We start from the raw sequence: 24970 nt of genomic DNA, 5'->3' as shown, positions 1-24970 counted from the left end.
CGGGGCTGTTTTGTTGATTTATTCTTCTTCGTCTGGTGTGAGGATCATCGGGATGATAATCGGTTCACGCTCTGTATTTTCATAGAGGAAGGGGCGAATAGCGTTGACAATGGCACCATTGACTGATTGCACGCTAGCATCCTTGTTTTTCAGTGCGATACGAATGGCATTGAAGAGGATACGCTGGCTTTGGCGAATCAGGTCGCCAGACTCTCTCATGTAGACAAAGCCTCGGCTGAGGATGTCTGGACCAGACAGAATCATCTGCGATTTGAAGTCAACAGTTGCGACTGCCAGAACGACACCGTCTTCAGATAGATCACGACGATCTTTGAGGACAGCTGCGCCGATTTCACCAATACGATTTCCATCGACATAGATATCTTGGGCGTTGAAATGACCTGCGATACGAGCTGAGTCAGCAGTAAGGGCGAGCACATCACCATTGCTCATGATAAAGATGTTGTCCTTTTCAACACCAGTATCCACCGCTAGTCCAGCGTGGACTTTTTGCATGCGGTATTCACCGTGGACAGGCATGAAGTATTTTGGCTTAATCAAGCGGAGCATGAGTTTTTGCTCTTGCTGACCACCGTGTCCAGATGTATGGATATTGTTAACCTTACCGTGGATAACTTCGACACCAGCTTCAGAAATGATGTTGATCAATTTATTGACGCTAGTAGTGTTTCCAGGGATTGGGCTAGAAGAGAAGATAACCGTATCACCGGGTTGGAGTTGTACCTGACGGTGGGTTCCGTTAGCGATACGAGAGAGGGCTGCCATCGGCTCACCTTGACTACCTGTACAGAGGATAAGAACCTCGCCTGCAGGGTAGTCTTTGATTTCATTTGGCTCGATAAAGGTTCCCTTAGGAGCTTTGATGTAGCCAAGCTCGATACCGTTGACAATGGCCTTTTCCATAGAACGACCAAAGACAGCAATCTTACGTCCAGTCTTAACAGCAGCATCTGTTGCTTGCTGGAGACGGAAGATATTTGAGGCAAAGGATGCAAAGATGATACGTCCTTCGATGCCTTGGATAATCTTCATGATGGACTGACCAACGACTTTTTCAGAGTTGGTAAAGGTTGGGACTTCTGCATTCGTCGAGTCCGAGAGAAGACAGAGAACGCCTTCTTCCCCAAGGGCTGCCATACGGTGTAAGTCCGCTGGTTCACCAACTGGTGTAAAGTCAAACTTGAAGTCACCCGTACAGACGATTTTCCCTTGAGGTGTATGAATGACAATCCCCAAAGGCTCTGGAATAGAGTGAGTCGTTCTAAAGAAAGTTGCCTTAAGATTTTTAAAGGTCAACTCGGTGTTGTGGTTGATTTCGTAAAGTTTGGCGTTGCGCAAGAGGCCGTGTTCTTCGAGTTTTCCACGGATCAAAGCCAGGGCAAGTGGTCCAGCATAGATAGGGACATTTGCTTGCTTGAGCAGGAATGGAATCCCACCGATGTGGTCCTCGTGTCCGTGTGTGATTAAGACAGCCTTGACGCGGTCGATATTGTCTACGATGTAAGAGTAATCAGGAATGACGTAGTCGATACCCAGCAAGTCATCTTCTGGGAATTTAATCCCAGCATCGACGATGATAATCTCGTCTTGGTATTCAATCCCGTAAGTGTTTTTCCCGATTTCTCCCAGACCACCGATGGCAAAAACGCCGACTTCTTCAGGTTTAAGAGTGTAGGTCATATTAGAACTCCGTAATTTCGAAGGCGCCAGTTTCTTTTTCGTAATCTAGCAATTTGTCAGACAAGAGTTCGATATACTCGATATTGTACTCTGGGCGATTTTCTTCGACAAGTTGGCGAGCAGCGATACGGCCCTCAAGTTCTGAGCTAGCATCGATGTCTAGGTAAAGTGCGCGTGTTGTTTCACGGCGTGGGCTACGTTCTTTTGTTTCTTGATAAAAAACTTTGTAAATCATATAGTTCCTTTCTATTTACAGGTCAGCTTATTCCAAACTTTTAGCAGAGATTTACTTGATTTCATTCCATTTTGTGTCTAGATTGACCTTGATTCGTTACAATTATTTCAATTATACCACAAAATGAAAAATTAGTAAAAGACGGGAACGAGAAAGTCATATAAGCACCAAAAGGTAAGCGCTTGCAAAAACAAAGAAAATGTGTTACATTGATAATGTAAGTGAAATTTATCGCTTGTCATAATTCCATATAGTTTTAAGTCAAGGAGGTTGCCCTATGTATAACTTATTTGCTTTTGCTATCGGAGCTCGCTTGGTAGCTTTTATTGTTTTTGTTGCTTGCGTTTATGGAGGGAATCTTCTGTTTGCCAAACTGGAACAACGACAAAGCAAGTTCTTGTGGAAGATTACCTTTGTGACTCTCTACTCGCTTTTTCTCCTCCTCGTAACCTATGTCGTTTGGTTCGTATTTTACTTCGGATTAAATGCTTAGATGCCCTGCCCATGTTGGGGCATTTTTGTTTAGGGGCAAAAGATAGTAAATTCATGATACGAAAATTCCACCCCATCTATCAAGATGAGGTGGTCTTTGCATTTTTCTAAAATGACATGACAATAGAATTTTCAGAGCTTATTAGTTTTATGTTAATGATTTTTCTGTTCAAAAATAGAGTTGAAGCATAAAAATAAAACAATACAAACAGATAAATCGAATGGTAAAGGGATAGTAGTAATGTTTAAGTCATTGAGAATACTGAGCAAACTGTAAGAGATGAAGAAGATAAAATTTATCCTTCTAAAAATGTAATTTTTATCTAGCATGACTTACCCAAACTTTTTACGGAGATCTTTCCCAATGGTATAACCTGCCATAAATAAAGCAATACCAACACCTACACCAAAACCACCCTTGATTTCTTGCAATTCCTTATTAGAAATTTCACGATAGTTGTTCAAATCTTTCATCATATTAATCTCCTCCTAAAAAATAACCAGCTGCCAAACCAGAACCTACAAGTGCTGTTCCACCTGCAATAGCTTTCCAAGATACTGCTACTCCAAAGACAACCAAGGGAGCGAGACCACCATCAATATCTGATAATTCGTTTTCAGATAAGGATAAAAATTGATTGTCAAGAACGTCAAAATTTGTCATTGAACTTTCCTCCTTTTTTCTTGTTCACTTATATATTCGGAAAAGATAGGAAAAATGTAAAATTTTTTAAATTATTTTTTTGCTAAGTGTAGACACTATTGTTTGGGAATAAAGAAAATTCCCCATGTGCCAGCTTTTGTAGTATAATAGTAATCAAAAAAGATAGGGGTGTGTTATGAAAGTATTAGCTTTTGATACGTCCAGCAAGGCTCTTTCTCTCGCTATTTTAGAGGATAAGCAGGTTCTTGCCGAGACGACGATTAATATTAAGAAGAATCACAGTATTACCCTCATGCCTGCTATTGATTTTTTGATGGCAAGTTTGGATTGGATGCCCAAGGATTTGGATCGAATCGTGGTGGCGGAAGGGCCGGGTAGCTACACAGGCTTACGAATTGCGGTAGCAACTGCCAAGACCTTAGCTCACACTCTGAACATCGAGTTAGTTGGTATGTCTAGCCTCTTGGCTTTGGTGCCCTACCAACAAGAAGGCTTGTTTGTCCCTTTAATGGATGCACGTCGCAACAATGTTTATGCAGGGTTTTATGAAAATGCTCAGCCTGTCTTTCCAGAAGCACACCTGTCCTTTGCGGAAGTGCTAGAGAAGGTCAAGGATGCTGAACAGATGACCTTTGTTGGAGAAGTTTGTCCCTTTGTGGAGCAGATCCAAGAACAGCTACCACAAGCTAGCTACCAAGAAACCTTGCCAAATGCAGCTAATCTTGCTCTTTGGGCATGGGATAAGGAAGCAGACTTCTTGCATGACTTTGTGCCGAATTACCTCAAACGAGTCGAGGCTGAGGAAAACTGGCTCAAGAACCACACCGAGTCTGGCGAGTCTTACATTAAACGCCTATGATAGAAATAAAACGAATCCAACAGCAACCTGACCTGGCTCAAGCCATCTACGCTGTTATGGTAGCTGTTTACCCAGTCAGTCCTTGGACGCTGGAACAAATCCAAGCAGACCTGTCCCAAGACCAGACTTGGTATGCTCTAGCTTATGATGAGGCAGAAGTGATTGGCTTTCTAGCTGTGCAGGAGAATCTCTTTGAGGCAGAAGTTCTGAAAATCGCTGTCAAAAAAGCCTATCAAGGTCAGGGAATTGCGTCAGCTTTGTTTGCAACATTGCCGACAGACAAGGAGATTTTCCTCGAAGTCAGAAAGTCAAACCAACGAGCGCAAGCATTTTACAAGAAAGAAAAGATGGCGGTCATCGCTGAGCGAAAGGCCTACTACCATGACCCAGTCGAGGACGCCATCATCATGAAGAGAGAAATAGATGAAGGATAGATATATTTTAGCATTTGAGACATCCTGTGATGAGACCAGTGTTGCTGTACTGAAAAACGACGATGAGCTCTTGTCCAATGTCATTGCTAGTCAAATTGAGAGTCACAAGCGTTTTGGGGGCGTAGTGCCGGAAGTAGCCAGTCGCCACCATGTCGAGGTCATTACAGCCTGTATTGAGGAAGCCTTGACAGAAGCAGGGATTACCGAAGACGATGTAACAGCCGTGGCGGTCACCTATGGACCGGGCTTGGTCGGAGCGCTGTTAGTTGGTTTGTCAGCTGCCAAGGCCTTTGCTTGGGCTCATGGACTTCCGCTGATCCCTGTTAACCACATGGCGGGCCACCTCATGGCAGCTCAGAGCGAGGAGCCTTTGGAGTCCCCCTTGTTAGCACTTTTAGTAAGTGGTGGGCACACAGAGTTGGTCTATGTTTCTGAGGCTGGTGACTATAAGATTGTTGGGGAAACGCGGGATGATGCGGTTGGTGAGGCCTATGATAAGGTCGGTCGCGTCATGGGCTTGACCTATCCTGCAGGTCGTGAGATTGACGAGCTAGCTCATCAGGGACAGGATATTTATGATTTTCCTCGTGCCATGATCAAGGAAGACAATCTAGAGTTTTCATTTTCTGGTTTGAAGTCTGCCTTTATCAATCTTCACCACAATGCCGAGCAAAAGGGAGAAAGCTTGTCCACAGAGGATTTGTGTGCTTCCTTCCAAGCGGCAGTTATGGACATTCTCATAACTAAAACCAAGAAAGCCTTGGAGAAATATCCTGTTAAAACTCTAGTTGTGGCAGGTGGCGTGGCAGCTAATAAAGGCCTCAGAGAACACCTAGCAGCAGAAATCACAGATGTCAAGCTCATCATCCCAGCTTTGCGACTTTGCGGAGATAATGCAGGTATGATTGCCTATGCCAGTGTTAGCGAGTGGAACAAAGAAAACTTCGCAGGTTTGGACCTCAATGCCAAACCAAGTCTCGCTTTTGATACCATGGAATAAAGAGTCAGCTTGAGGCTGGCTTTTTCACTCACTAAACCGTCAGAATATTTTGACAAAATCACAAAAATAATGATATAATATGTAAAGATTAGGAGATGGCAAGATGATTGAGAGAATGGAATTGGGAGAATTTTACAAGGAATTGCGCTTGGCTAGAAAGCTCAAGCAGTCAGATGTGGCTTGTGCTGGACTGACTGCATCCCAGCTATCCAAGTTTGAACTAGGGCAGTCCATGCTGTCTGCGGATAAGCTGATCCTAGCTATCCAAGGGATAAATGTAACCTTCGATGAGTTTGGTCACAAGCTCAATAACTACCAAGAATCTCCACATATGCGATTTGGTAGAAGGATTGTGGATCGCTTTGCCCATCAAGATATAGCTGGTTTAGAGCAATTGTTGAAAGAAGTCGAGCAAGAACAGATGGCGCAGACTTATCGTCGCTTGAATGCCATCGTGATTAAAGATGCTATCCATTCACTAAATAAAAGCTACCCACTAGAAGAGGAAGATAGCGAGTTTTTGACTACCTACCTCTATGCTATCGAGTCTTGGACCTGGTTTGAACTCTATCTCTTTTGCAATACCATGCCTTTCTTGAGCAATCAAGATCTGATCTTTTTATCCACCTCTTTACTTGAAAAATCCAAGGAATTTAAAGAGTTGGTGCATAATAGACTGTATATGAAAAGTGGCTATCTTAATATCATCTCAGAACTTATGGAGCGCAAGCTATTTTCTTATATTCCAATCTTTGAAGCCGAGTTGGAGAGTATGCTCCGACCATATGATGTTTTTGAAAAAGTATCGTGGCAGTTTTTAAAGAAGATGAGTGTCTTTCTTCAAACCAAAGGAAGCAATCAAAAAGAGATTGAACACTTTATCCAATCTCTACAAATATTAGAAAATCCACAATTAACAGCCCTTTTTGAATTGCGCTTGCAGCAATATAAAGAACTTATCGATTAGTTAGAAATGGAATGATAATAACCCACTCTGAAATGAGTAGAAGCATTAGTTGAATTTTTCTTTTCTTCATATCGTTTCCCTCCTTGTTAATAGCATCTTTATTATACCAGTGAAAGAATCAAATCCACCAAAATCGCAAATCTGAAATTTCTATAAGAAAAAATGTCAAATATGCGATTTTTTAAAATAAGCCAATTTTCGTGTTATACTGTCCTTGTAAAGCACTTGAAGCAAATCCTAGGTCGCAGAAGTGGTTTACAAGTAAAAATAATTGGAGGAAAAAAATGTCTGCAGTACCATGTTCATTTCAAGGGCATCGTTTAGGTGGTCGTTAGTTAAATGCTACCAATTTACAGGAGATAAAAGATAAACTTTGGATTAGATATAGTGGATTGAAATCAAAATAAATATGTACGGTAAAATTTTAAAATGATGTATATCTTCTTGAGAGTATAGAAGATATTCTATGATATGATTTGAATAATACCTGTAAAAACGAGTATTCATCTCTCATCCATACATTTCAAAAGATAAAGCCTGTAAGTTGTTACAATTTGAGCTGGTTTTAGAAATGTATAAACTTTATTTGTTTCATATTTTCATTCATTGTATGGACCAAAAAATATGAGTGAAAAGTATTCATATTTATAATTTTGGAGTTTAGGAAAATGTTTTCCAAACTCCTGTTTGTTGTTTATATTTCAGTAATTTTTTATTAGGAGGATATAAATGAGAATAAAGAGAACTCTTCAACCGTATGTATTTAAAGATAAAATAAAATTTGGTTTTGGTAATGTCTCTCTTGAAAGGGAGATTGATTTTAATGAAGAGAACATCAATTTAATAAAAAAATTAGATAATAATATTGACATAAAATTATTGTCTAGTGGGGAAAAACAAGTTGTTGAGTCGATGATATCTATGGGATTAGTGACTAGTAATCGATATGATAATTCTAAATACTCCCGAAATATTAATTTCTTTGAGTGGGTTGATTTGTCAGAAAATTTAGACCCTAGTAAGTATCAGGATAGATTATTAAATTCAACAGTTTTAATTGTTGGTGTAGGGGGTATTGGATCAACAACAGTCGAAATTTTAGCTCGACTGGGTGTAGGTAATTTCATACTAGTAGATTTTGACATTGTGGAAGAGTCAAATCTTACTAGACAAGCATCCTTTAAGAAATCTGATATTGGTAAGCTAAAAATAGATATAATAAAACAGCATATTCAAGAGATTTCTGATTCAAATGTTACAACTATTTATAGGAAGTTAGAGTGTCAGAATGACTTAGAAACTATTTTTAAAGACTATAATTTTGATATTGCTTTATGTTGTGCGGATACTCCTAGAATAGATATAGACTACTGGTTTGATGATTTAGCTCATAAATATACGAGACCTATTATTGTTGGCTCCTATGCATCTACAGTAATAAACTATCTGCATATTATCCCAGGTGAAACTATTTCATTGAGGGAATTTTATAGGGATTTTATGATAACGGATGATCATATTTTGGATAGTAGGATACCGTATAGTGTTATTTCTCCAATATCATATATGGCTGCAGCAATCATATCTTATAAAGTATTAGATGCTTTAACAGGATTATTGAATTTAACGAATTATATTCAAATTGACTGTATGAATTTTGAGGTTTATAAGCGTGATATCAAGAAAATTTAGCCAAAATTTTATAAATTTAATATTAGGTAGATCGTCTAGGAACATTGCAGATAGTTTTTACTTTATTGCTTTATCGATAGGGTTAGTAAGTGTATATCATATTGAGGCAGGACAGTTATCTCTATTTACTCTAATTGGTTTTATACCAAATTTACTTGCTGTTTTCTATGGAAGTTTTATAAATAAAATTCAGAGAGATAAAATTTGGCTAGTGATTTTCCAGATTATCCAACTGATTATAATTTTGATTACAATTCTGTGTTTGAGGTATCATTTTCATGTTATGTATATATATGTATTAAATTTTTTGTTCGCATTATCAACTAATTTATTAAATACACTGCAGATGAAAATTGTTCCAGAAACTTTAAATAATGATGACGTGCTAATAAAGAAATCTATAGACGTTCAATACTTGGCATCAAATGTGTTAGATATTATTAGTAATTTAACTGCGTCTCTATTATTAGGGCTTCTATCTTATTTTGTTGTTTTTAATTTAAGTATTCCGTTTTTTGTGGCTGCTATCTATTTTATGATAAAAATCAGATTGCTTGGTTCTAAAAACAATACTAAAAGTGTTCAACCTGGAAAGGTGGATTTGGAAAGCAATTCTTCTTTCCAATTTTTGGAAACTATTTCTGCTTTTCGAGAATCAAAATTTGCCTCTTTTATAGTAGTTACAGAATCAATTTTAAGTGGGGGTACAGATCTACTTTTAACTTTAATGCCACTTTATCTTTTATCAGAAGGCATACCTATTCAATATCTAGGTTTGGTACTAGGAGTTCAAAGGTTTGCAGATTTGATAGGAGCAATTTTGGCTCCTAGAATGAGAATTCCGTATAAAATGTTTTTCTTTATTGATTATACTGTATCTGGATTAGCACTCATATTAGTATTTATTACTCCATTTCCGTTAATTAAGTTGTTGTTATTTTTTTTAGCATTTATAATAATAGGTATATCAGGAAATATGTTTGAAAAAATGATTTACTCAGAGTATAGATATGACACTATGGGGTTAATATATTCGACTAATTCAAGTTTATATGCTTTATTTGCCATTCTATTTTTGATTATTCCCCAATTTTATACAGATATAAAAATTTTGGGTATTTTAATAAATGGGTTTACACTATTTATAGGAATTTATTTATTAGTTATTTGTAATTTTTTCAAAAAGAAGGATACTAATTATTAAAAATTATTTTATATGGATACTGGTATGATTATTTGAAAAGAACTTAGAAAAAATTGTAAGAACTTCTGTAGTTTTTCTGTGAAATACATATGGAACTATAATAAAAAACAAGTGTTATTATTAAAGTATAGGAACTGATTGTATAGTAGCATAAGTGTTTTATGATTTCAGGGGTGTTGTTTCTAACAACTAGATTGATTCATAACTCAAATCTTGCCGTTGTATTTTGATAGAATAACTAAGAAAGTTTGGGCACGTTTATCGTACCAAATATATTTTACAATTTATACTATAGTGTTGTAGAAGCTGATATAATTGAAGGAGTGTAAATATGTTAAATTTACAATTTGCAGAAACAATGGAATTGACAGAAGCTGAATTGCAGACAGTTTATGGAGGAGAGAAACACCCTCCATTGGCCTATATTGGAGGAGGTGCTCTATGGCAAAACTACTTTAACTTTGCTCCTCCAGCTCCTGCAACTAGACGTCGTTATCGATGTTTAAAACCCTTGCCTTTTCTTGGGTAGGGGGCTGTCTTTATTTCATAGTATAGGAGAAAATAGAATGAAAAAGATAATCTCACACCACTACTTTATTATAGTTTTTCTACTAGTTATTGCTGACCAGAAGTTCAGTGTTCTAGTTTTACGTAGCGACCTTGTTGCTGGGCTATCTGACTTTGGCTATTATTTGTCGGATATGATGTTGAATTTTCTTGTGGTTTTATTTGCTCTTATTGCTATGATTTGGTCGGGGAAATGGCAGAAAATCAACAGTAGAAAGTTTAAAGGATCCTATCTTTTCTATTCCTTCCTAGCTCTGCTTGCTTTTGTTGCTTGGAATTTCGTTACCTTTTTTCTTTTCCCGCCTACTCGAAATGAAATTTCTTATCAACATGCTGCTCCTACTTTTACAGGGGCTACAGCATTTTTGATGTATTTTTTCTATCCTGTGATTGCAGGTCCCATTTTTGAAGATATGATTTATCGTGGATTGGTGATGACAGCTCTGGAGAAAGGAAAGAAATGGGGACTAGATGTACTTGGTTCCGCTGTTTTATTTGGGGTCGCGCACATTAGTAATCACGGTTGGGTCTTGACAGACTTTGTCTTCTATATGGGTGGTGGTCTCATATTTGCAGTCTTGTTTAGAATGACAAAGTCAATTTATTGGCCTATTGGACTGCATATAGTCTACAATGGCATTGGTCAGATTTTGATGTTATTACACTAGGATTTAAAAAGATGAAAATTTCAGAGTATTTGATTTTGGTAAAAAGTTTTGAATTACTATGAGGAAACTTTTATTTGAAGCTGAGCTGGAGCGCATGCTCCGTCCATACGATGTTTTTGAAAAAGCATTGTGGCAGTTTTTAAAGAAAATGAAGATTTTTCTTCAAACCAAAGGAAGCAATCAAAAAGAGATTGAACACTTTATCCAATCTCTACAAATATTAGATAATCCACAATTAACAGCCCTTTTTGAATTGTGTTTGCAGCAATACAAAGCACTCATCGATTAGTTAGAAATGGCAAAATAATAATAATCTCAGCAACGATTGTCAATAATGTTAAAATTTGTTTCTTCATAGTTGCTCCACTCCTAATTAGTAATAACTTTATTATATCAGGGAAATAATCAAATCCACCAAAATCGCAAATGTGAAATTTCTATAAGAAAAAATGTCAAATATGCGATTTTTTAAAATAAGCCAATTTTCGTGTTATACTGTACTTGTAAAGCACTTGAAGCAAATCCTAGGTCGTAGAAGTGGTTTACAAATGAAGATAATTGAAGGAGTGTAAAAGATGTTAAATTTACAGTTTGTAGAAACAATGGAATTGACAGAAGCTGAGTTGGAAGCAATTTATGGAGGAAGGGTATATCCTCCATTGGAATCTGGTGGAATGGGCGGTCTATGGCAAAACTACTTTAACTTTGCTCCTCCAGCTCCTGAGACTAGACGTCGTTATTGATGTTTAAAGCCCTAGCCTTTTTCTTGGGTAGGGGCTATCTTTATTTCATATGCAGGAGAAAATAAAATGGGAAAGATAACTTCAAAACACTACTTTTTTATAGCAATTCTACTCGTCCTTGCTTATCAGTACCTTAGTGGTCTAGTTTTACGCAGCGGCCTTGTTACTGGGCTATCTGACTTTGCCTATTATCTGTCGGATATGACGTTGCATTTTCTTGTCGTTTTGCTTGCTTTTTTTACTATGGTTAAGTCAGGAAAATGGCAGAAAATCAACAGTAAGAAGTTTCGCTGGTCTTATTTGTTTTATTGTGCCTTGGCTTTTCTTTTGTTGTTCCTTTGGAATAGGGTTACCTTTTCTCTTTTTCCACCTACTAGAAATGCAGTTTCTTATCAACGTTACGCTCCAACTTTTACAGGGGCTACAGCATTTTTGATGTATTTTTTCTATCCTGTGATTGCAGGTCCCATTTTTGAAGAGATAATCTATCGGGGATTGGTGATGACAGCTCTGGAAAAAGGCAAGAAATGGGGACTAGATGTACTTGGTTCGGCTGCTTTATTTGGGGTCTTGCACGTTAGTAATCACGGTTGGGTCTTGACAGACTTTTTCGTTTATATGGGTGGCGGTCTCATATTTGTAGTCTTATTTAGAGCAACAAAGTCAATTTATTGGGTCATTGGACTGCATATAGCCTACAATAGTATTGGTCAGATTTTGATGTTATTGCGCTAGGAGCTGGTTAGTAGCTAAAGACATGATGAGGTGTGCAGTGAAAAAGGCTGTGTAGGCTATCTATATGATATGGTATAGACTGGGCGCACCAGGATTTATTAGGATATTTTGAAATAAAAATTCCCATTTGAACTTAAAAAGGAGTTGTGATGAAAGTATTTCTTCAAAATAGAGATTTTAGGCAATTAACCATCAACCAGTGGATTTCAACGGTTGGGGATACGATTTTTTATCTGGCCTTTTTGAATTATGTGGCAGATGCCTCTTTTGCCCCTTTGGCGATTTTACTCATCACGATTTCAGAAACCCTTCCTCAAGTTCTACAAATCTTTCTGGGAGTTTTAGCGGATTTTCAACATCATCGTGTCTTGAAATACACAGTTATTAGTTTTGCGAAATTTTTACTTTACTCTATAGTGGCTTTGTCCCTTTCAGGGCAGTCCTTCTCCGTGCTATTAGTAGCCTTTATTTGTCTGATTAACCTCTTGTCTGACACATTGAGTTATTTTTCAGGCGCCATGCTCACTCCGATTTTCATTAGAATTATTGGGCAAGACCATCTGGCAGAAGCTATTGGCTTTAAACAGTCAACTGTTAGCTTAGTAAAAACAATCAGTAATATTTTAGGAGGAGTCTTATTAGGTATTCTATCCATCCAGTTTATTTCCTTACTGAACACTTTTACCTTTTTAATCGCATTTTTAGGTATCCTCTTCATAAAAAATGATCTCTTGAAAGTAGAAAAAACGATTAGCTATCAAGAAGGACTCTCTATAAAATGCTTTTGCCAGCACTTAGTTCAATCATCTAAATTGATCTGGAATATGAATCAGGTACTCTTGGTTTTGTTTATTATCTCTATTAGTCAAGCAGTGATAAATGTTACAGTTCCTGTTTCTACTCTGTTTTTGAGGAATCAACCCTTTTTGAATTTACAAACTGGTCAATCTCTTGCTTTGTTATCAACACTAGAATTGTTAGCACTTATTGTCGGAAGCCTTGTAAGTGGCTATCTGAAAAATACGATTTCTATAAAAACGGCTCTATATGCCTCAGTCGTCATCCAGTTACTCCTTATAGTGGGATTTGCTACAGTTCATTTTGGTTTGATTCTGCTTTTCAGCTCCTTGGATGCCTTCATCGCAGGGTTACTCTCTCCTAGATTGCAAGAACTTGTCTTTAAACAAATACCTGAGGAGTCAATGGGAGCGGTTCAATCCTCTATTGGTGCTATTACGGTTGTTTTACCAAGTCTATTCACAATCGTTTTCGTAACGATTGCTACAAGTTTTGGGACTCTAGCAGTCAGCTTTATTCTACTACTATTACTCCTAACCGCATTTGTCATGCTCTTGAATATTCGTGAAAGTATTTAGTGGAGAATTTGTATAATAGGTGTTTGAGACTGGATTGCCAGTCTTTTTATGACTGCCAAAATCAGCAGACTTTTTTCTCTTTCCTGAATGTGTTATAATAGTCCATGCTGTGACTGGAGCCTTTTCAGCCCACCTATTAAGACAATACGAGGAGAAAGATGAAAGAAAAAGGATTCTGGGAAGGTGCACATGCAGCCATGCCAACGGCCCTTGGTTATGTCAGTATCGGGCTGGCCTGCGGGATTATTGGTGCGCCCTATGTGACGCCTGTTGAGATGGGTTTGATGAGCCTCTTTGTTTATGCTGGGAGCGCCCAGTTTGCCATGTTGGCCTTGATTGCAGTGCAGGCACCTGTAGCATAGCAGCTATTGCCATGACGGTTTTTTTGATTAATTTACGTCTCTTTTTGTTGAGTTTGCATGCGTTGACCTATTTCTGTCATACCAGTCTCTGGCAAAATATCGGTATGTCTAGTCTCTTGACGGATGAGACTTACGGCGTTTTGATGGGCGAATTAGCCCATACAGACAAGGTCAATCCTATGTGGATGCACGGAAACAATCTCAACAGCTATGTGGCTTGGTTTGTGGGGACAGTAGTCGGAACGGCTCTGGGTGGTCTGCTGCCAAATCCAGAAATCTTTGGATTGGATTTTGCCCTGGTTGGGATGTTCATCGGAATTTTTGCTTCGCAATTCCAGATTATGCAAAGACGGATTCCTGTCCGCAATCTGCTCATTATCCTAGCAGTTGTTGCGGTGTCCTTCTTTTTACTCTTGACAGTGGTGTCTCAGTCACTAGCTGTTCTGTTTGCGACCTTGCTAGGTTGTACTATGGGGGTGGTCTTAGATGGTCAGTAAGTATCTTTTATTAGTAGTCATTTTCTCTGGCTTGGTGGCTTGGTGACTTGGATTCCCCGTATGACTCCCTTCATCTTGGTCAAGTATAAGGGCTTGCCTGCGATTGTTGAGCATTTTTTGAAATTCTTGCCTGTTTCCATTATCTTTGCCTTGATTCTTTCAAGCGTAGTGACAGGTAAGGTTGGGAACCTTCCTCAAATCAAATGGCTGGACTTCTTAGCAGTCTTTCCAACAGCTTGGGTAGCCTTTCGCTACCGCAATCTAGTCGGAACAGTTCTCTTTGGAGCGGTCTTGATTGCAGTCTTGCGTTTGGTCTTTTAAATTGGCCATAAAGAAAACTTATCACAGATATAGATATCATATAATGGCGCAAATGGTCTTTTTCTGTTAAGATTATAAGGTATTCTATTTTGGAGGAAATGAAATGAAAAAAATCGTTAAATACTCATCTCTTGCTGTCCTAGGGCTTGTTGCTGTAGGTGTTCTAGCAGCTTGCTCAGGTGGTGCTAAGAAAGAAGGAGAAGCAGCTAGCAAGAAAGAAATTATCGTTGCAACCAATGGATCACCAAAGCCATTTATCTATGAAGAAAATGGCGAATTGACTGGTTACGAGATTGAAGTGGTTCGCGCTATCTTTAAAGACTCTGACAAGTATGAGGTCAAGTTTGAAAAGACAGAATGGTCAGGTGTCTTTGCAGGTCTTGATGCTGACCGCTACAATATGGCTGTGAACAATCTTAGTTACACTAAAGAACGTGCGGAGAAATACCTCTATGCCGCACCAATTGCACAAAACCCTAATGTCCTTGTAGTGAAGAAAGATGACTCTAGCATCAAGTCTCTCGATGATATAGGTGGAAAATCGACGGAAGTCGTTCAAGCCACTACATCAGCTAAGCAGTTAGAAGACTACAACAAACAACACTCAGATAATCCAACTGTCCTTAACTACACTAAGGCAGACTTCCAACAAATCATGGTACGTTTGAGCGATGGTCAGTTTGACTACAAGATTTTTGATAAAATTGGTGTGGAAACAGTTATCAAGAACCAAGGTTTGGACAACTTGAAAGTCATCGAACTTCCAAGCGACCAACAACCTTACGTTTACCCACTTCTTGCCAAAGGTCAAGATGAGTTGAAAACATTTGTAGACAAACGTATCGAAGAACTCTACAAAGACGGAACGCTTGAAAAATTGTCTAAACAATTCTTCGGCGACACTTACCTACCAGCAGAAGCTGATATTAAATAATTTTTTGAAATCATCCATTCTGAATCAGGTGGATGATTTCTCAGTTTTTAGGGATATAGTTTTAAACTATATATCTGCCTATCTAATAACAATTTGTGCAATTGAAGAAAGTATGAGATACTAGTACGGTATTATTTTTAAGGAGAAAGAATCATGAAAATCAAAAAATGGCTTGGTGTAGCAGCCCTTGCTACTGTCGCAGGATTGGCTCTTGCAGCTTGCGGAAATACAGAAAAGAAAGCAGACAATGCAACAACTATTAAAATCGCAACTGTCAACCGTAGCGGTTCTGAAGAAGCGCGTTGGGATAAGGTCCAAGAATTGGTTAAAAAAGACGGAATTACCTTGGAATTTACAGAGTTCACAGACTACTCACAACCAAACAAGGCAACTGCTGATGGCGAAGTAGACTTGAACGCTTTCCAACACTATAACTTCTTGAACAACTGGAACAAAGAAAACGGAAAAGACCTTGTAGCGATTGCAGATACTTACATCTCTCCAATCCGCCTTTACTCAGGTTTGAATGGAAGTGACAACAAGTACACTAAAGTAGAAGACATCCCAGCAAACGGAGAAATCGCTGTACCGAACGACGCTACAAACGAAAGCCGTGCGCTTTACTTGCTTCAATCAGCTGGCTTGATTAAATTGGATGTTTCAGGAACTGCTCTTGCAACAGTTGCCAACATCAAAGAAAATCCAAAGAACTTGAAAATCACTGAATTGGACGCTAGCCAAACAGCTCGTTCATTGTCATCAGTTGACGCTGCCGTTGTAAACAATACCTTCGTTACAGAAGCAAAATTGGACTACAAGAAAGCACTTTTCAAAGAACAAGCTGATGAAAACTCAAAACAATGGTACAACATCATCGTTACGAAAAAAGATTGGGAAACATCACCTAAGGCTGATGCTATCAAGAAAGTGATCGCAGCTTACCACACAGATGACGTGAAAAAAGTTATCGAAGAAACATCAGACGGTTTGGATCAACCAGTTTGGTAATAAGAAACAGGGAGGTGGGAGAGAGAACTCCCCCTCTTGCTTTTGTATAGAGCACGGATTGTAAAGAAAACTATAGGTTCATAGAAAGGTAGAGAGAATATGGTTTTTCCTAGCGAACAAGAACAGATTGAAAAATTTGAAAAGGATCATGTAGCCCAGCATTATTTTGAGGTTTTGCGTACCTTGATTTCTAAGAAATCAGTCTTTGCCCAGCAGGTTGGACTTAAGGAAGTCGCAAACTATCTGGGTGAGATTTTCAAGCATGTTGGGGCTGAAGTCGAGATTGATGAGACTTATACGGCGCCCTTTGTTATGGCGCATTTCAAGAGTTCGCGTCCAGATGCTAAGACCTTGATTTTCTATAATCACTATGACACGGTGCCAGCGGATGGGGATCAGGTCTGGACAGAGGATCCCTTTACGCTTTCGATCCGCAATGGCTTCATGTATGGGCGTGGGGTTGATGATGATAAGGGTCATATCACAGCTCGTTTGAGTGCTTTGAGAAAATATATGCAGCACCATGATGACCTGCCTGTCAATATCAGTTTTATCATGGAGGGAGCGGAGGAATCGGCCTCGATAGACCTAGATAAGTATCTGGAAAAGCACGCTGATAAACTCCGTGGTGCAGATTTGTTAGTTTGGGAACAAGGAACCAAGAATGCCTTGGAGCAGTTAGAAATTTCTGGTGGAAATAAAGGAATTGTGACCTTTGATGCCAAGGTAAAAAGTGCGGATGTGGATATCCACTCTAGTTATGGTGGGGTTGCGGAATCAGCTCCTTGGTATCTCCTCCAAGCCTTACAGTCTCTTCGCGCTGCAGATGGCCGTATCTTGGTTGAAGGCTTGTACGAAGAAGTACAAGAGCCAAATGAACGGGAATTAGCCTTGGTAGATACCTACGCTCAACAAAATCCAGGGGAAATCAGCCAGATTTATGGATTGGAGTTGCCTCTCTTACAGGAGGAGCGGATGGCCTTTCTAAAACGTTTCTTTTTCGAGCCAGCGCTTAATATCGAAGGAATCCAGTCTGGTTATCAAGGTCAGGGTGTTAAGACTATTTTGCCTGCAGAAGCCAGTGCTAAACTAGAGGTTCGTTTGGTTCCTGGCCTAGAACCGCATGATGTTCTGGAAAAAATTCGGAAACAGCTAGACAAAAATGGCTTTGATAAGGTAGAATTATACTATACCTTGGGAGAGATGAGCTATCGAAGCGATATGAGCGCGCCAGCCATTCTTAATGTGATCAAGTTGGCCAAGAAATTCTATCCACAGGGCGTTTCGGTCTTGCCGACGACAGCTGGGACAGGACCTATGCATACGGTCTTTGATGCCCTAGAGGTGCCAATGGTGGCCTTCGGTTTAGGAAATGCCAATAGTCGAGACCACGGTGGAGATGAAAATGTGCGAATCGCCGATTATTACACCCATATTGAATTAGTAGAGGAGCTGATTAGAAGCTATGAGTAGAGATATTATCAAGTTAGATCAGATCGATGTGACTTTTCATCAGAAGAAGAGAACCATCACAGCGGTCAAGGATGTGACCATTCACATCCAAGAAGGGGATATCTACGGAATCGTTGGATATTCTGGAGCAGGGAAATCAACCCTTGTACGGGTGATTAACCTCTTGCAAAAACCATCAGCAGGGAAAATTACCATTGACGACGATGTGATTTTTGATGGTAAGGTCACCTTGACAGCAGAGCAGTTGCGTCGCAAACGTCAGGATATCGGGATGATTTTCCAGCATTTCAATCTGATGAGCCAGAAGACAGCAGAGGAGAATGTAGCCTTTGCCCTTAAACATTCTGGACTCAGTAAGGAAGAAAAGAAGGCTAAAGTCGCTAAGTTGTTGGACTTGGTTGGCTTGGCAGACCGTGCTGAAAACTACCCTTCACAGCTATCTGGAGGGCAAAAACAGCGTGTGGCCATTGCGCGTGCCTTGGCTAATGATCCAAAAATCTTGATTTCAGATGAGTCAACTTCTGCCCTTGATCCTAAGACAACCAAGCAGATTTTGGCTTTGTTGCAAGATTTGAACCAAAAATTAGGCTTGACGGTTGTCTTGATTACGCATGAAATGCAGATTGTCAAAGACATTGCCAACCGTGTGGCAGTTATGCAGGATGGGCATTTGATTGAAGAGGGGAGTGTTCTTGAAATCTTCTCAGACCCTAAACAACCTTTGACACAAGACTTTATCTCAACGGCCACAGGCATTGATGAAGCCATGGTCAAGATTGAGAAGCAAGAAATCGTGGAACATCTGTCTGAAAACAGCCTTTTGGTGCAGCTCAAGTATGCAGGGGCTTCAACAGACGAGCCACTTTTGAATGAATTGTACAAGCATTACCAAGTAATGGCTAATATTCTCTATGGGAATATCGAAATTCTTGATGGTACTCCTGTTGGAGAATTGGTGGTGGTCTTGTCAGGTGAAAAAGCAGCGTTGGCAGGTGCCCAAGAAGCCATTCGTCAAGCAGGTGTACAACTAAAAGTATTGAAGGGAGTACAGTAAGATGGAATCATTGATTCAAACCTATTTACCAAATGTCTATAAAATGGGTTGGGCTGGTCAGGCAGGCTGGGGAACGGCTATCTACTTAACTCTTTATATGACAGTTCTTTCCTTCATTATCGGAGGCTTCTTGGGGCTGGTGGCAGGTCTCTTTCTCGTCTTGACAGCGCCAGGTGGTGTCTTGGAGAATAAAGTCGTATTCTGGATTTTAGACAAAATTACCTCAATTTTTCGTGCGGTTCCCTTTATCATCCTCTTGGCAATCTTGTCACCACTTTCTCACTTGATTGTTAAAACAAGTATCGGGCCAAATGCAGCCCTTGTCCCACTTTCTTTTGCAGTCTTTGCCTTCTTTGCCCGTCAGGTGCAGGTTGTCTTGGCTGAACTGGATGGTGGTGTCATTGAGGCGGCTCAAGCTAGCGGAGCGACCTTCTGGGACATCGTAGGTGTTTATCTATCCGAAGGTCTTCCAGATTTGATCCGTGTGACGACTGTGACCTTGATTTCCCTTGTTGGGGAAACAGCCATGGCCGGAGCAGTTGGAGCTGGTGGTATCGGTAACGTAGCCATCGCTTATGGATTTAACCGCTACAATCACGATGTGACCATCTTGGCAACCATCATTATCATTTTGATTATCTTTGCAATCCAATTCTTGGGAGATTTCTTGACCAAAAAATTGAGTCATAAATAAAAAAGAGTAAGGTAATCTGTACATCATTCATAGGAGTTTGAGGTATAGTCAAGACTTAAAATTCTCTGTACTAGCTACTATCAATCGTTACTTTTATGAGTTAGAGAGTTAAGAATTGTGGGGAGTCAATATGCAAAATCTGGGAGAAGTTTTTAAAGAATTGAGAAAGAGTCGGAATGTATCTCTACAGGAGGCGACGGGAGGAGAGTTTACTTATTCCATGCTGAGCAAATTTGAGCGCGGAGAAGCAGACTTATCATCTATGAAATTAATTACTGCCTTAGATAACATCCACTCTGATCTGAATGAATTTATGTACTTGGTACGTGGTTTTTCTCAGAAAAAGGTTTTGGCTTTTCAAGAAAATCTTTGGGATTTATATGACAGAGGAGGAATTGATTCTCTCCATTCCTTGTATGAAGAGACGACTCAAAAGTATAGATCAAGTGGTGAAACAAGCTATCTTTTACAAATGATTCGTATCAAAAGCCTTCTTGTGTTTTTTGATTCAGAAATAAGAGCAACGGATGAAGAACTGACTTTTCTCTATGACTATTTTTTTACTATTGATATCTGGGGAAATTATGAATTAGAACTATTTTCAACGATTTCTACTTTGTTTCCTCTGCCCCTCTATTTTAAATATTCTAGGGAGATGTTACAAAAGACGGATTTATTAGGCTCTTTACCTAGTAACAAAGTTGGTATTGATACTATTTTGATTAATGGACTCTTTAAAGCGATAGAGGAAAAGGATAAATTAAAAGCAGATTATTTTATCTTTCAGATTGAAAAACGAGAATTGCCAGAATCTCAAGCTTATCTTAAAATCATTTATATGATTGCTAAAGGGTATTATGATACTATTTTTAAAGTAGAAAATAAGGGTCTTGAAAAAATCCAGAGGGGCATTATAATCTTACAAGATTTAGAATATGTAGATGGTGCAAGATACTATGAAAACTATTTTGCAAATCAGCTCTCAAATGAAGATTTGTAATATATTCTCATTACATCGATTGACGAAAAATAAATGGGCTTGTAGATGGAGTGATAAATAGCAGTATCTAGGAGCTAGAGTTCCTATTTTCAGAAAAAATATATTACAAAAAAGTGGGGAGTCCCGCTTTTTTTGTTAGACTGATTTCAATAGAATACTCTTTGAAATGTGAGAAAGGCCTGCTATGAAACTATTCTTAAAACATCATTTATTTAGAATACTGACCTTATCAAGGTTTTTGAGCTCAAGTGGAGCTTATATTTATAATCTGGTATTTATCGTTTATGCTGCGAGTCTACCCTTTAAAAATATAGCTGTATTTATGGCGAATATGATTACGATTTTACCTTTCTTATTTACTTTTTATGTTGGGATTAAGGCTGATCATACTCGGAATAAAGCAGGGACAATTATCTGGGTTGGTTGTGTGCAAAGTCTGCTATTTCTTTTGATTGCTAGTGTGATTCATGAACAGAACTTCGTAACGTTTGCTTTTATCTGTATGGTTAATATCTGTTCGGATATTTTATCAGATTATACAGCAGGCCTTCGTATGCCGATTATCCAGCATAATATTTCGGAAGATAAGCTCTATGAAGCTTATTCCTTTACTCAGTTTGTCTCCTATTTATCAAATCTAGGAGGTCAAGCCTTAGGAGTGTGGTTACTCACAACAAGCCACCAAAATTTTTCTTTTGTTGCGATTGTGAATGCTGGCTTCTTTTTACTATCTTCTCTTATTTTGTTCAAAAATAGAAGAGAATTGACGCATTTGTCTGTAAGTGTAGAGGATAAGTCGATTAGTTTACTTCAACAAGTTAAGGCAATCTATGCGGACATGGATGATATCTTTAGACAGAGAGAAAGTAAATCTTTGTTTAAAATGATTCTTGTCATTTTAGTAATGAACACTTTGGGAGGAGCTGTTGGAGGTATTTATCACTTTTACTTATTAGACCATACTATCTATCATCTCAGATATGCCCAAGCCCTATTTTTAATTGAATGTGTTAGCTTGGGAGGAGCTATTCTTGGTAGCCTAACTCCCCATGATTATTTTGGGAAATTGTCGTTTTCAAGTTTGCTATCGCTCAATGCAATTCTGTTTGTCTTACTTGCTACTGCTAATATTTTAGATTTTTCTCCTCTAGTAGGTGTTGTTTGCTTAGCCTTTGTCATGTATTTGATGTCGAAATCAATGCCTAAATTAGATACTCTGTTACTGTCTAACTTGAGCGCGGATGTATTAGCTAGAAGTAATAATCTCTTGAGTATGATTTTTTCTTTAACATTACCCTTGGGAATGTCTGTATTTTCTTTCTTAGCTTTACAAGATATCAGGCTTTGTTGGTGGGTGTTTTTGGTAGTGAGTGTGATAGGGTTGATTTTATCACTAGAAAAAAGAAGTTTTTCGGGTAAAAAATTTTAACCTAGGAAAATCAGGCTTACTAGAAGGTCTTCCAGATTTGATTCGTGTGACGACTGTGACCTTGATTTCCCTTGTTGGGGAAACAGCTATGGCGGGAGCAGTTGGTGCTGGTGGTATCGGTAACGTGGCCATTGCCTATGGGTTCAATCGTTACAATCACGATGTGACCATCTTGGCGACTATCATTATCATCTTGATTATCTTTACAATCCAGTTCTTGGGAGATTTCTTGACCAAGAAATTAAGTCATAAATAATGGAAGGAGCCCAACGGGACTCTTTTTTGTTTTCTCACCGAAATGCAAGAAGAGTAAAGTTTCTTTTTAGAAATATGCTATAATAAAGAAAGACCCCTCAATTAGCAAATCGGAAAGTTTGCTGTAGGAGGGATGATAATGTAAAGGAGTTTGACTGGTATGAATTATTTCGAGGGGAATGAGTTTTTCCTTCTCTTGTTTGTAGTTTTACTGATTGGTTTTGTGGTAAACTTTTTTGAAAAACGTAAGGACTACTATGTTTTGATGCTCTCCCTCTTATTTGCAGGAGCTATCTATGGTAAGAGTCGAGCGATGATGGTCTATTTGCTTGCCTTTGTCATTTATCAATATTTTCTGGTTTTTCTAGCGCAGAGGATAGAGGCAAAGCGGCTGAAGCCACTGGTTTTCCTTTCCATTCTTCCTTTAGTAATCAATAAAGTCTTTGCCCTGACTTCTCTGCATTTGTTGGCCTTTATTGGAATTTCTTACATGTCCTTTAAGACCATTCAGATCATGCTAGAAATATCGGATGGCTTGATTAAAGAAAAAATCAGTGTAAAAGATTATCTACAGTTTTTGCTCTTTTTCCCAACAGTTAGTGCTGGTCCGATTGATCGGAGTAGGAGATTTTTAAAAGAGATAAACGAGGTCATGCCCCGAAAAGAGTATCTAGAGTTAGCAGGGGACGGTGTGTATCGTATCGTTCTAGGCCTTCTTTACAAGGTTGTTTTATCAACCTATGTTTACCAGATGTTACTTGCTCTAAATAATACTGGCACAGTCGTCTATTCAATCAAGTATATGTACCTCTATACCTTGTATCTGTTCTTTGATTTTGCAGGCTATAGTCTAATGGCCGTTGGAAGTAGTAATATTCTAGGTATTCAGACACCGATGAACTTTAACAAACCTTTCTTGAGTGTCGATATCAAGGATTTTTGGACCAGATGGCATATCACCTTGTCGACCTGGTTGAGAGATTTTGTATTCTCAAGAGTATTGATGCAGGTTATCAGGAAAAAATGGTTTAAAAATAGACTACACAATGCAACCTATGCCTATATGGTCAATATGTTGGTTATGGGTTTTTGGCATGGTCTTAGTGTTAGTTACATTGTCTATGGTTTTTACCATGGTGTCTTGATAGCTGGATTTGAAGTGTATCAAAAGAAAAGCAATTTTTATAAGAAACTTTAGTCTCTTTTTTGAGTGTTTTCTTATAGGTTCTTAAATCTTCGCAAAGTCTTATGTTTCAAGGCTTTGCGTTGTTTTGTAGATGGAAGATTGTCACATATGTTCTTGTAACTTTGTGTTTTATGCTACTGAAAAGTAGTAAAACGAGTAGTACGTTCTGTTTTAAGTGAGATGTTTTTTCATTTCATTTACTGCCATATCAGAATTTGTGTGTGCATAATAGTTGAGCGTCATGGATATGTTTTTGTGCCCCATAATATATTGCAAGGCTTTGGGGTTCATTCCTGTATGGGCAAGTTTGGTGCAGAATGTGTGTCGCAAGCTGTGGGCAGAAAATGGGATGGGAAGTATTTCTTGGGGATGTTGTTTATTGTATTTTTTTGCCATCCTTCTGAAAATACTGGCATAGTCCATAGCGGTTCTTGGTTGTCCGTTTCTTGTGGTAAAGAGAAAGGTTGTGATACCAAGGTTGCTTTTGCGTTGGTTTAATAGGCTATGGATGGCTTCATGGACGAGCGTGCTCATTGGGATTGTTCGTATTCCTGCGGCTGTTTTTGGTGGCGTGATAGAATACTTGTTTTTCTCATTTTTCAGTAGTTGATGATTGACGTGGATAAGTCTTTGATCGAGGTCAATATCTTTGATGGTTAAGCCACATAGTTCTGAGATTCGTAGACCAGTACCGAGGAGAATAACGACATCGTTGTAGTATTTTCGATAGACTTTATCTGTTGTGAGGAAGGTTAAAAGATTTTTTTCCATCACGGCAGATAGTGGTGTTTTTGGTTTACGGTTATCTTCTAGTAAGTCGCTGATAGGAAAGTCAAAAGGATTGTTTCTCACATATTCTTCTTGTTGCGCCATGTAAAAAGTAGCTTTGAGGGAACGCTTGTAGTTGCTGATCGTTTGGTAGCTATACCCGTGTTGATTCATGCGTAAGACCCATTCTTTGGCGTTCGCTGTTTTTACGCGAGAAATCAGGGTGTGCCCTAGGGGGTCTTTTTTTAGGGCTTTAGCTAGTTGTAAGCGTCCTAGTTTTGTTGCTTCTCGAACATTTGCTTTATATCGCGTGTATTGGTGGTATAGCTGGCATACTGTCAGGTTTTTTGTGCGAAGATAGATTCCGTCTTCTAGTTCTTTGAGAATGATTTTTTCTTTTTCTCGCAGAGATATATCGGTTTTCTTTCCTCGTGGCGTTCTATCGGTTGCTACTAACGTCCATGAATAAACAAATGTTGTTTTCCCGTGTGCATCCACATATTTGTATACATATCTTCCATCTTTTCGTTGGCTCTCTCCTGTGCGAAGAAGGCGATTTTTATGATCTCGTCTTTTTTCTGACATTCATTATTGCTCCTTTCCTATAAAACGGAAAGAGCCTTGATATGCTACATCTATTATAGCATAAACA

General features: G+C 38.8%; 24 protein-coding genes and 5 pseudogenes. 24 read left to right on the top strand and 5 right to left on the bottom strand.

The window, feature by feature from the left end; translation table 11 throughout:
- Positions 1-18: 18 nt before the first annotated feature.
- A complete protein-coding gene (gene rnjA, locus OVN21_RS04350; RefSeq protein ID WP_267247431.1) occupies positions 19-1701 on the bottom strand; it encodes a ribonuclease J1 in 1683 nt (560 codons plus the stop codon).
- 1 nt (position 1702) lies between these two features.
- The gene (locus OVN21_RS04345) at positions 1703-1936 is read right to left on the bottom strand and encodes a DNA-dependent RNA polymerase subunit epsilon (RefSeq protein ID WP_000639572.1); all 234 of its coding nucleotides are present in this window, start codon (positions 1934-1936) and stop codon (positions 1703-1705) included.
- Between the two features lie 277 nt (positions 1937-2213).
- Between OVN21_RS04345 and OVN21_RS04340 the strand changes: the two genes are divergently transcribed.
- A complete protein-coding gene (locus tag OVN21_RS04340) occupies positions 2214-2429 on the top strand; it encodes a hypothetical protein (RefSeq protein ID WP_267247430.1) in 216 nt (71 codons plus the stop codon).
- 332 nt (positions 2430-2761) lie between these two features.
- On the opposite strand, the gene cibB is transcribed toward OVN21_RS04340, so the two are convergent.
- Both cibB and cibA read right to left on the bottom strand, forming a co-directional pair.
- Complete coding sequence (gene cibB, locus OVN21_RS04335; RefSeq protein WP_050199603.1) at positions 2762-2905, bottom strand: fratricide two-peptide bacteriocin subunit CibB; 144 nt, start codon at positions 2903-2905, stop codon at positions 2762-2764.
- A gap of 1 nt (position 2906) precedes the next feature.
- Complete coding sequence (gene cibA, locus OVN21_RS04330; RefSeq protein WP_267247429.1) at positions 2907-3092, bottom strand: fratricide two-peptide bacteriocin subunit CibA; 186 nt, start codon at positions 3090-3092, stop codon at positions 2907-2909.
- 175 nt (positions 3093-3267) lie between these two features.
- Here cibA and tsaB point away from each other — a divergent pair, with 175 nt between their 5' ends.
- The 23 genes and pseudogenes from tsaB to dltB all read left to right on the top strand — a co-directional run.
- Positions 3268-3951 carry a tRNA (adenosine(37)-N6)-threonylcarbamoyltransferase complex dimerization subunit type 1 TsaB gene (gene tsaB / locus OVN21_RS04325; RefSeq protein ID WP_267247428.1) on the top strand — a complete coding sequence of 228 codons (684 nt, stop codon included), beginning with the start codon at positions 3268-3270 and terminating at the stop codon, positions 3949-3951.
- Positions 3948-4385 carry a ribosomal protein S18-alanine N-acetyltransferase gene (rimI, locus tag OVN21_RS04320; RefSeq protein WP_267247427.1) on the top strand — a complete coding sequence of 146 codons (438 nt, stop codon included), beginning with the start codon at positions 3948-3950 and terminating at the stop codon, positions 4383-4385. Before tsaB ends, rimI begins: the two co-directional genes overlap by 4 nt.
- Positions 4375-5385, top strand: coding sequence for a tRNA (adenosine(37)-N6)-threonylcarbamoyltransferase complex transferase subunit TsaD (tsaD, locus tag OVN21_RS04315; RefSeq protein ID WP_267247426.1), 1011 nt, complete (start codon positions 4375-4377; stop codon positions 5383-5385). Before rimI ends, tsaD begins: the two co-directional genes overlap by 11 nt.
- Positions 5386-5488: 103 nt before the next feature.
- Positions 5489-6352 (top strand): XRE/MutR family transcriptional regulator, encoded by an 864-nt coding sequence (locus OVN21_RS04310; protein WP_267247425.1) that lies wholly within the window; start codon positions 5489-5491, stop codon positions 6350-6352.
- A 729-nt stretch (positions 6353-7081) separates the two neighbouring features.
- Complete coding sequence (locus OVN21_RS04305) at positions 7082-8044, top strand: HesA/MoeB/ThiF family protein (RefSeq protein WP_267247424.1); 963 nt, start codon at positions 7082-7084, stop codon at positions 8042-8044.
- Positions 8025-9248, top strand: coding sequence for an MFS transporter (locus OVN21_RS04300; RefSeq protein ID WP_267247423.1), 1224 nt, complete (start codon positions 8025-8027; stop codon positions 9246-9248). Before OVN21_RS04305 ends, OVN21_RS04300 begins: the two co-directional genes overlap by 20 nt.
- Before the next feature lie 331 nt (positions 9249-9579).
- On the top strand, positions 9580-9777 hold the full coding sequence (locus tag OVN21_RS11140; RefSeq protein ID WP_416370412.1) for a hypothetical protein: 198 nt from the start codon (positions 9580-9582) through the stop codon (positions 9775-9777).
- 37 nt (positions 9778-9814) lie between these two features.
- Entirely contained in the window at positions 9815-10483 is a 669-nt protein-coding gene (locus OVN21_RS04290) for a CPBP family intramembrane glutamic endopeptidase (protein WP_267247422.1), read from the top strand.
- 70 nt (positions 10484-10553) lie between these two features.
- Positions 10554-10772, top strand: a pseudogene (locus OVN21_RS04285) (Rgg/GadR/MutR family transcriptional regulator); the annotation flags it as partial.
- A 286-nt stretch (positions 10773-11058) separates the two neighbouring features.
- Positions 11059-11226, top strand: a complete 168-nt coding sequence (locus OVN21_RS11075; protein WP_323743936.1) for a hypothetical protein — start codon at positions 11059-11061, stop codon at positions 11224-11226.
- A gap of 66 nt (positions 11227-11292) precedes the next feature.
- Entirely contained in the window at positions 11293-11961 is a 669-nt protein-coding gene (locus OVN21_RS04275; protein ID WP_267247421.1) for a CPBP family intramembrane glutamic endopeptidase, read from the top strand.
- 149 nt (positions 11962-12110) lie between these two features.
- On the top strand, positions 12111-13337 hold the full coding sequence (locus OVN21_RS04270) for an MFS transporter (protein ID WP_267247420.1): 1227 nt from the start codon (positions 12111-12113) through the stop codon (positions 13335-13337).
- A 197-nt stretch (positions 13338-13534) separates the two neighbouring features.
- Positions 13535-14196: pseudogene (locus OVN21_RS04265) on the top strand (AzlC family ABC transporter permease).
- Positions 14186-14517: pseudogene (locus OVN21_RS04260) on the top strand (AzlD domain-containing protein). Before OVN21_RS04265 ends, OVN21_RS04260 begins: the two co-directional pseudogenes overlap by 11 nt.
- 103 nt (positions 14518-14620) lie before the next feature.
- Complete coding sequence (locus tag OVN21_RS04255; RefSeq protein WP_267247419.1) at positions 14621-15451, top strand: amino acid ABC transporter substrate-binding protein; 831 nt, start codon at positions 14621-14623, stop codon at positions 15449-15451.
- Positions 15452-15604: 153 nt separating this feature from the next.
- A complete protein-coding gene (locus tag OVN21_RS04250; protein WP_267247418.1) occupies positions 15605-16459 on the top strand; it encodes a MetQ/NlpA family ABC transporter substrate-binding protein in 855 nt (284 codons plus the stop codon).
- Positions 16460-16558: 99 nt separating this feature from the next.
- Entirely contained in the window at positions 16559-17932 is a 1374-nt protein-coding gene (locus OVN21_RS04245; RefSeq protein ID WP_267247417.1) for a M20 family metallopeptidase, read from the top strand.
- Positions 17925-18986 carry a methionine ABC transporter ATP-binding protein gene (locus OVN21_RS04240; RefSeq protein ID WP_000085664.1) on the top strand — a complete coding sequence of 354 codons (1062 nt, stop codon included), beginning with the start codon at positions 17925-17927 and terminating at the stop codon, positions 18984-18986. The genes OVN21_RS04245 and OVN21_RS04240 overlap by 8 nt, the downstream gene beginning before the upstream one ends.
- Before the next feature lies 1 nt (position 18987).
- Entirely contained in the window at positions 18988-19680 is a 693-nt protein-coding gene (locus tag OVN21_RS04235) for a methionine ABC transporter permease (protein ID WP_000444642.1), read from the top strand.
- 130 nt (positions 19681-19810) lie between these two features.
- On the top strand, positions 19811-20680 hold the full coding sequence (locus OVN21_RS04230; protein ID WP_267247416.1) for a helix-turn-helix domain-containing protein: 870 nt from the start codon (positions 19811-19813) through the stop codon (positions 20678-20680).
- 184 nt (positions 20681-20864) lie between these two features.
- Positions 20865-22109, top strand: a complete 1245-nt coding sequence (locus OVN21_RS04225) for a transporter (protein WP_267247415.1) — start codon at positions 20865-20867, stop codon at positions 22107-22109.
- A 16-nt stretch (positions 22110-22125) separates the two neighbouring features.
- A pseudogene (locus OVN21_RS04220) lies at positions 22126-22365 on the top strand (ABC transporter permease); the annotation flags it as partial.
- Positions 22366-22524: 159 nt separating this feature from the next.
- A pseudogene (gene dltB, locus OVN21_RS04215) lies at positions 22525-23556 on the top strand (D-alanyl-lipoteichoic acid biosynthesis protein DltB); the annotation flags it as partial.
- A gap of 165 nt (positions 23557-23721) precedes the next feature.
- Here the strand turns inward: dltB and OVN21_RS04210 are convergent.
- Entirely contained in the window at positions 23722-24903 is a 1182-nt protein-coding gene (locus OVN21_RS04210; protein WP_267247414.1) for a site-specific integrase, read from the bottom strand.
- Positions 24904-24970: the final 67 nt, after the last annotated feature.

It is taken from the genome of Streptococcus sp. Marseille-Q5986 (assembly GCF_946902915.1).
Lineage (GTDB): Bacteria > Bacillota > Bacilli > Lactobacillales > Streptococcaceae > Streptococcus.
This window is presented reverse-complemented; position numbering and strand designations above follow the sequence as displayed.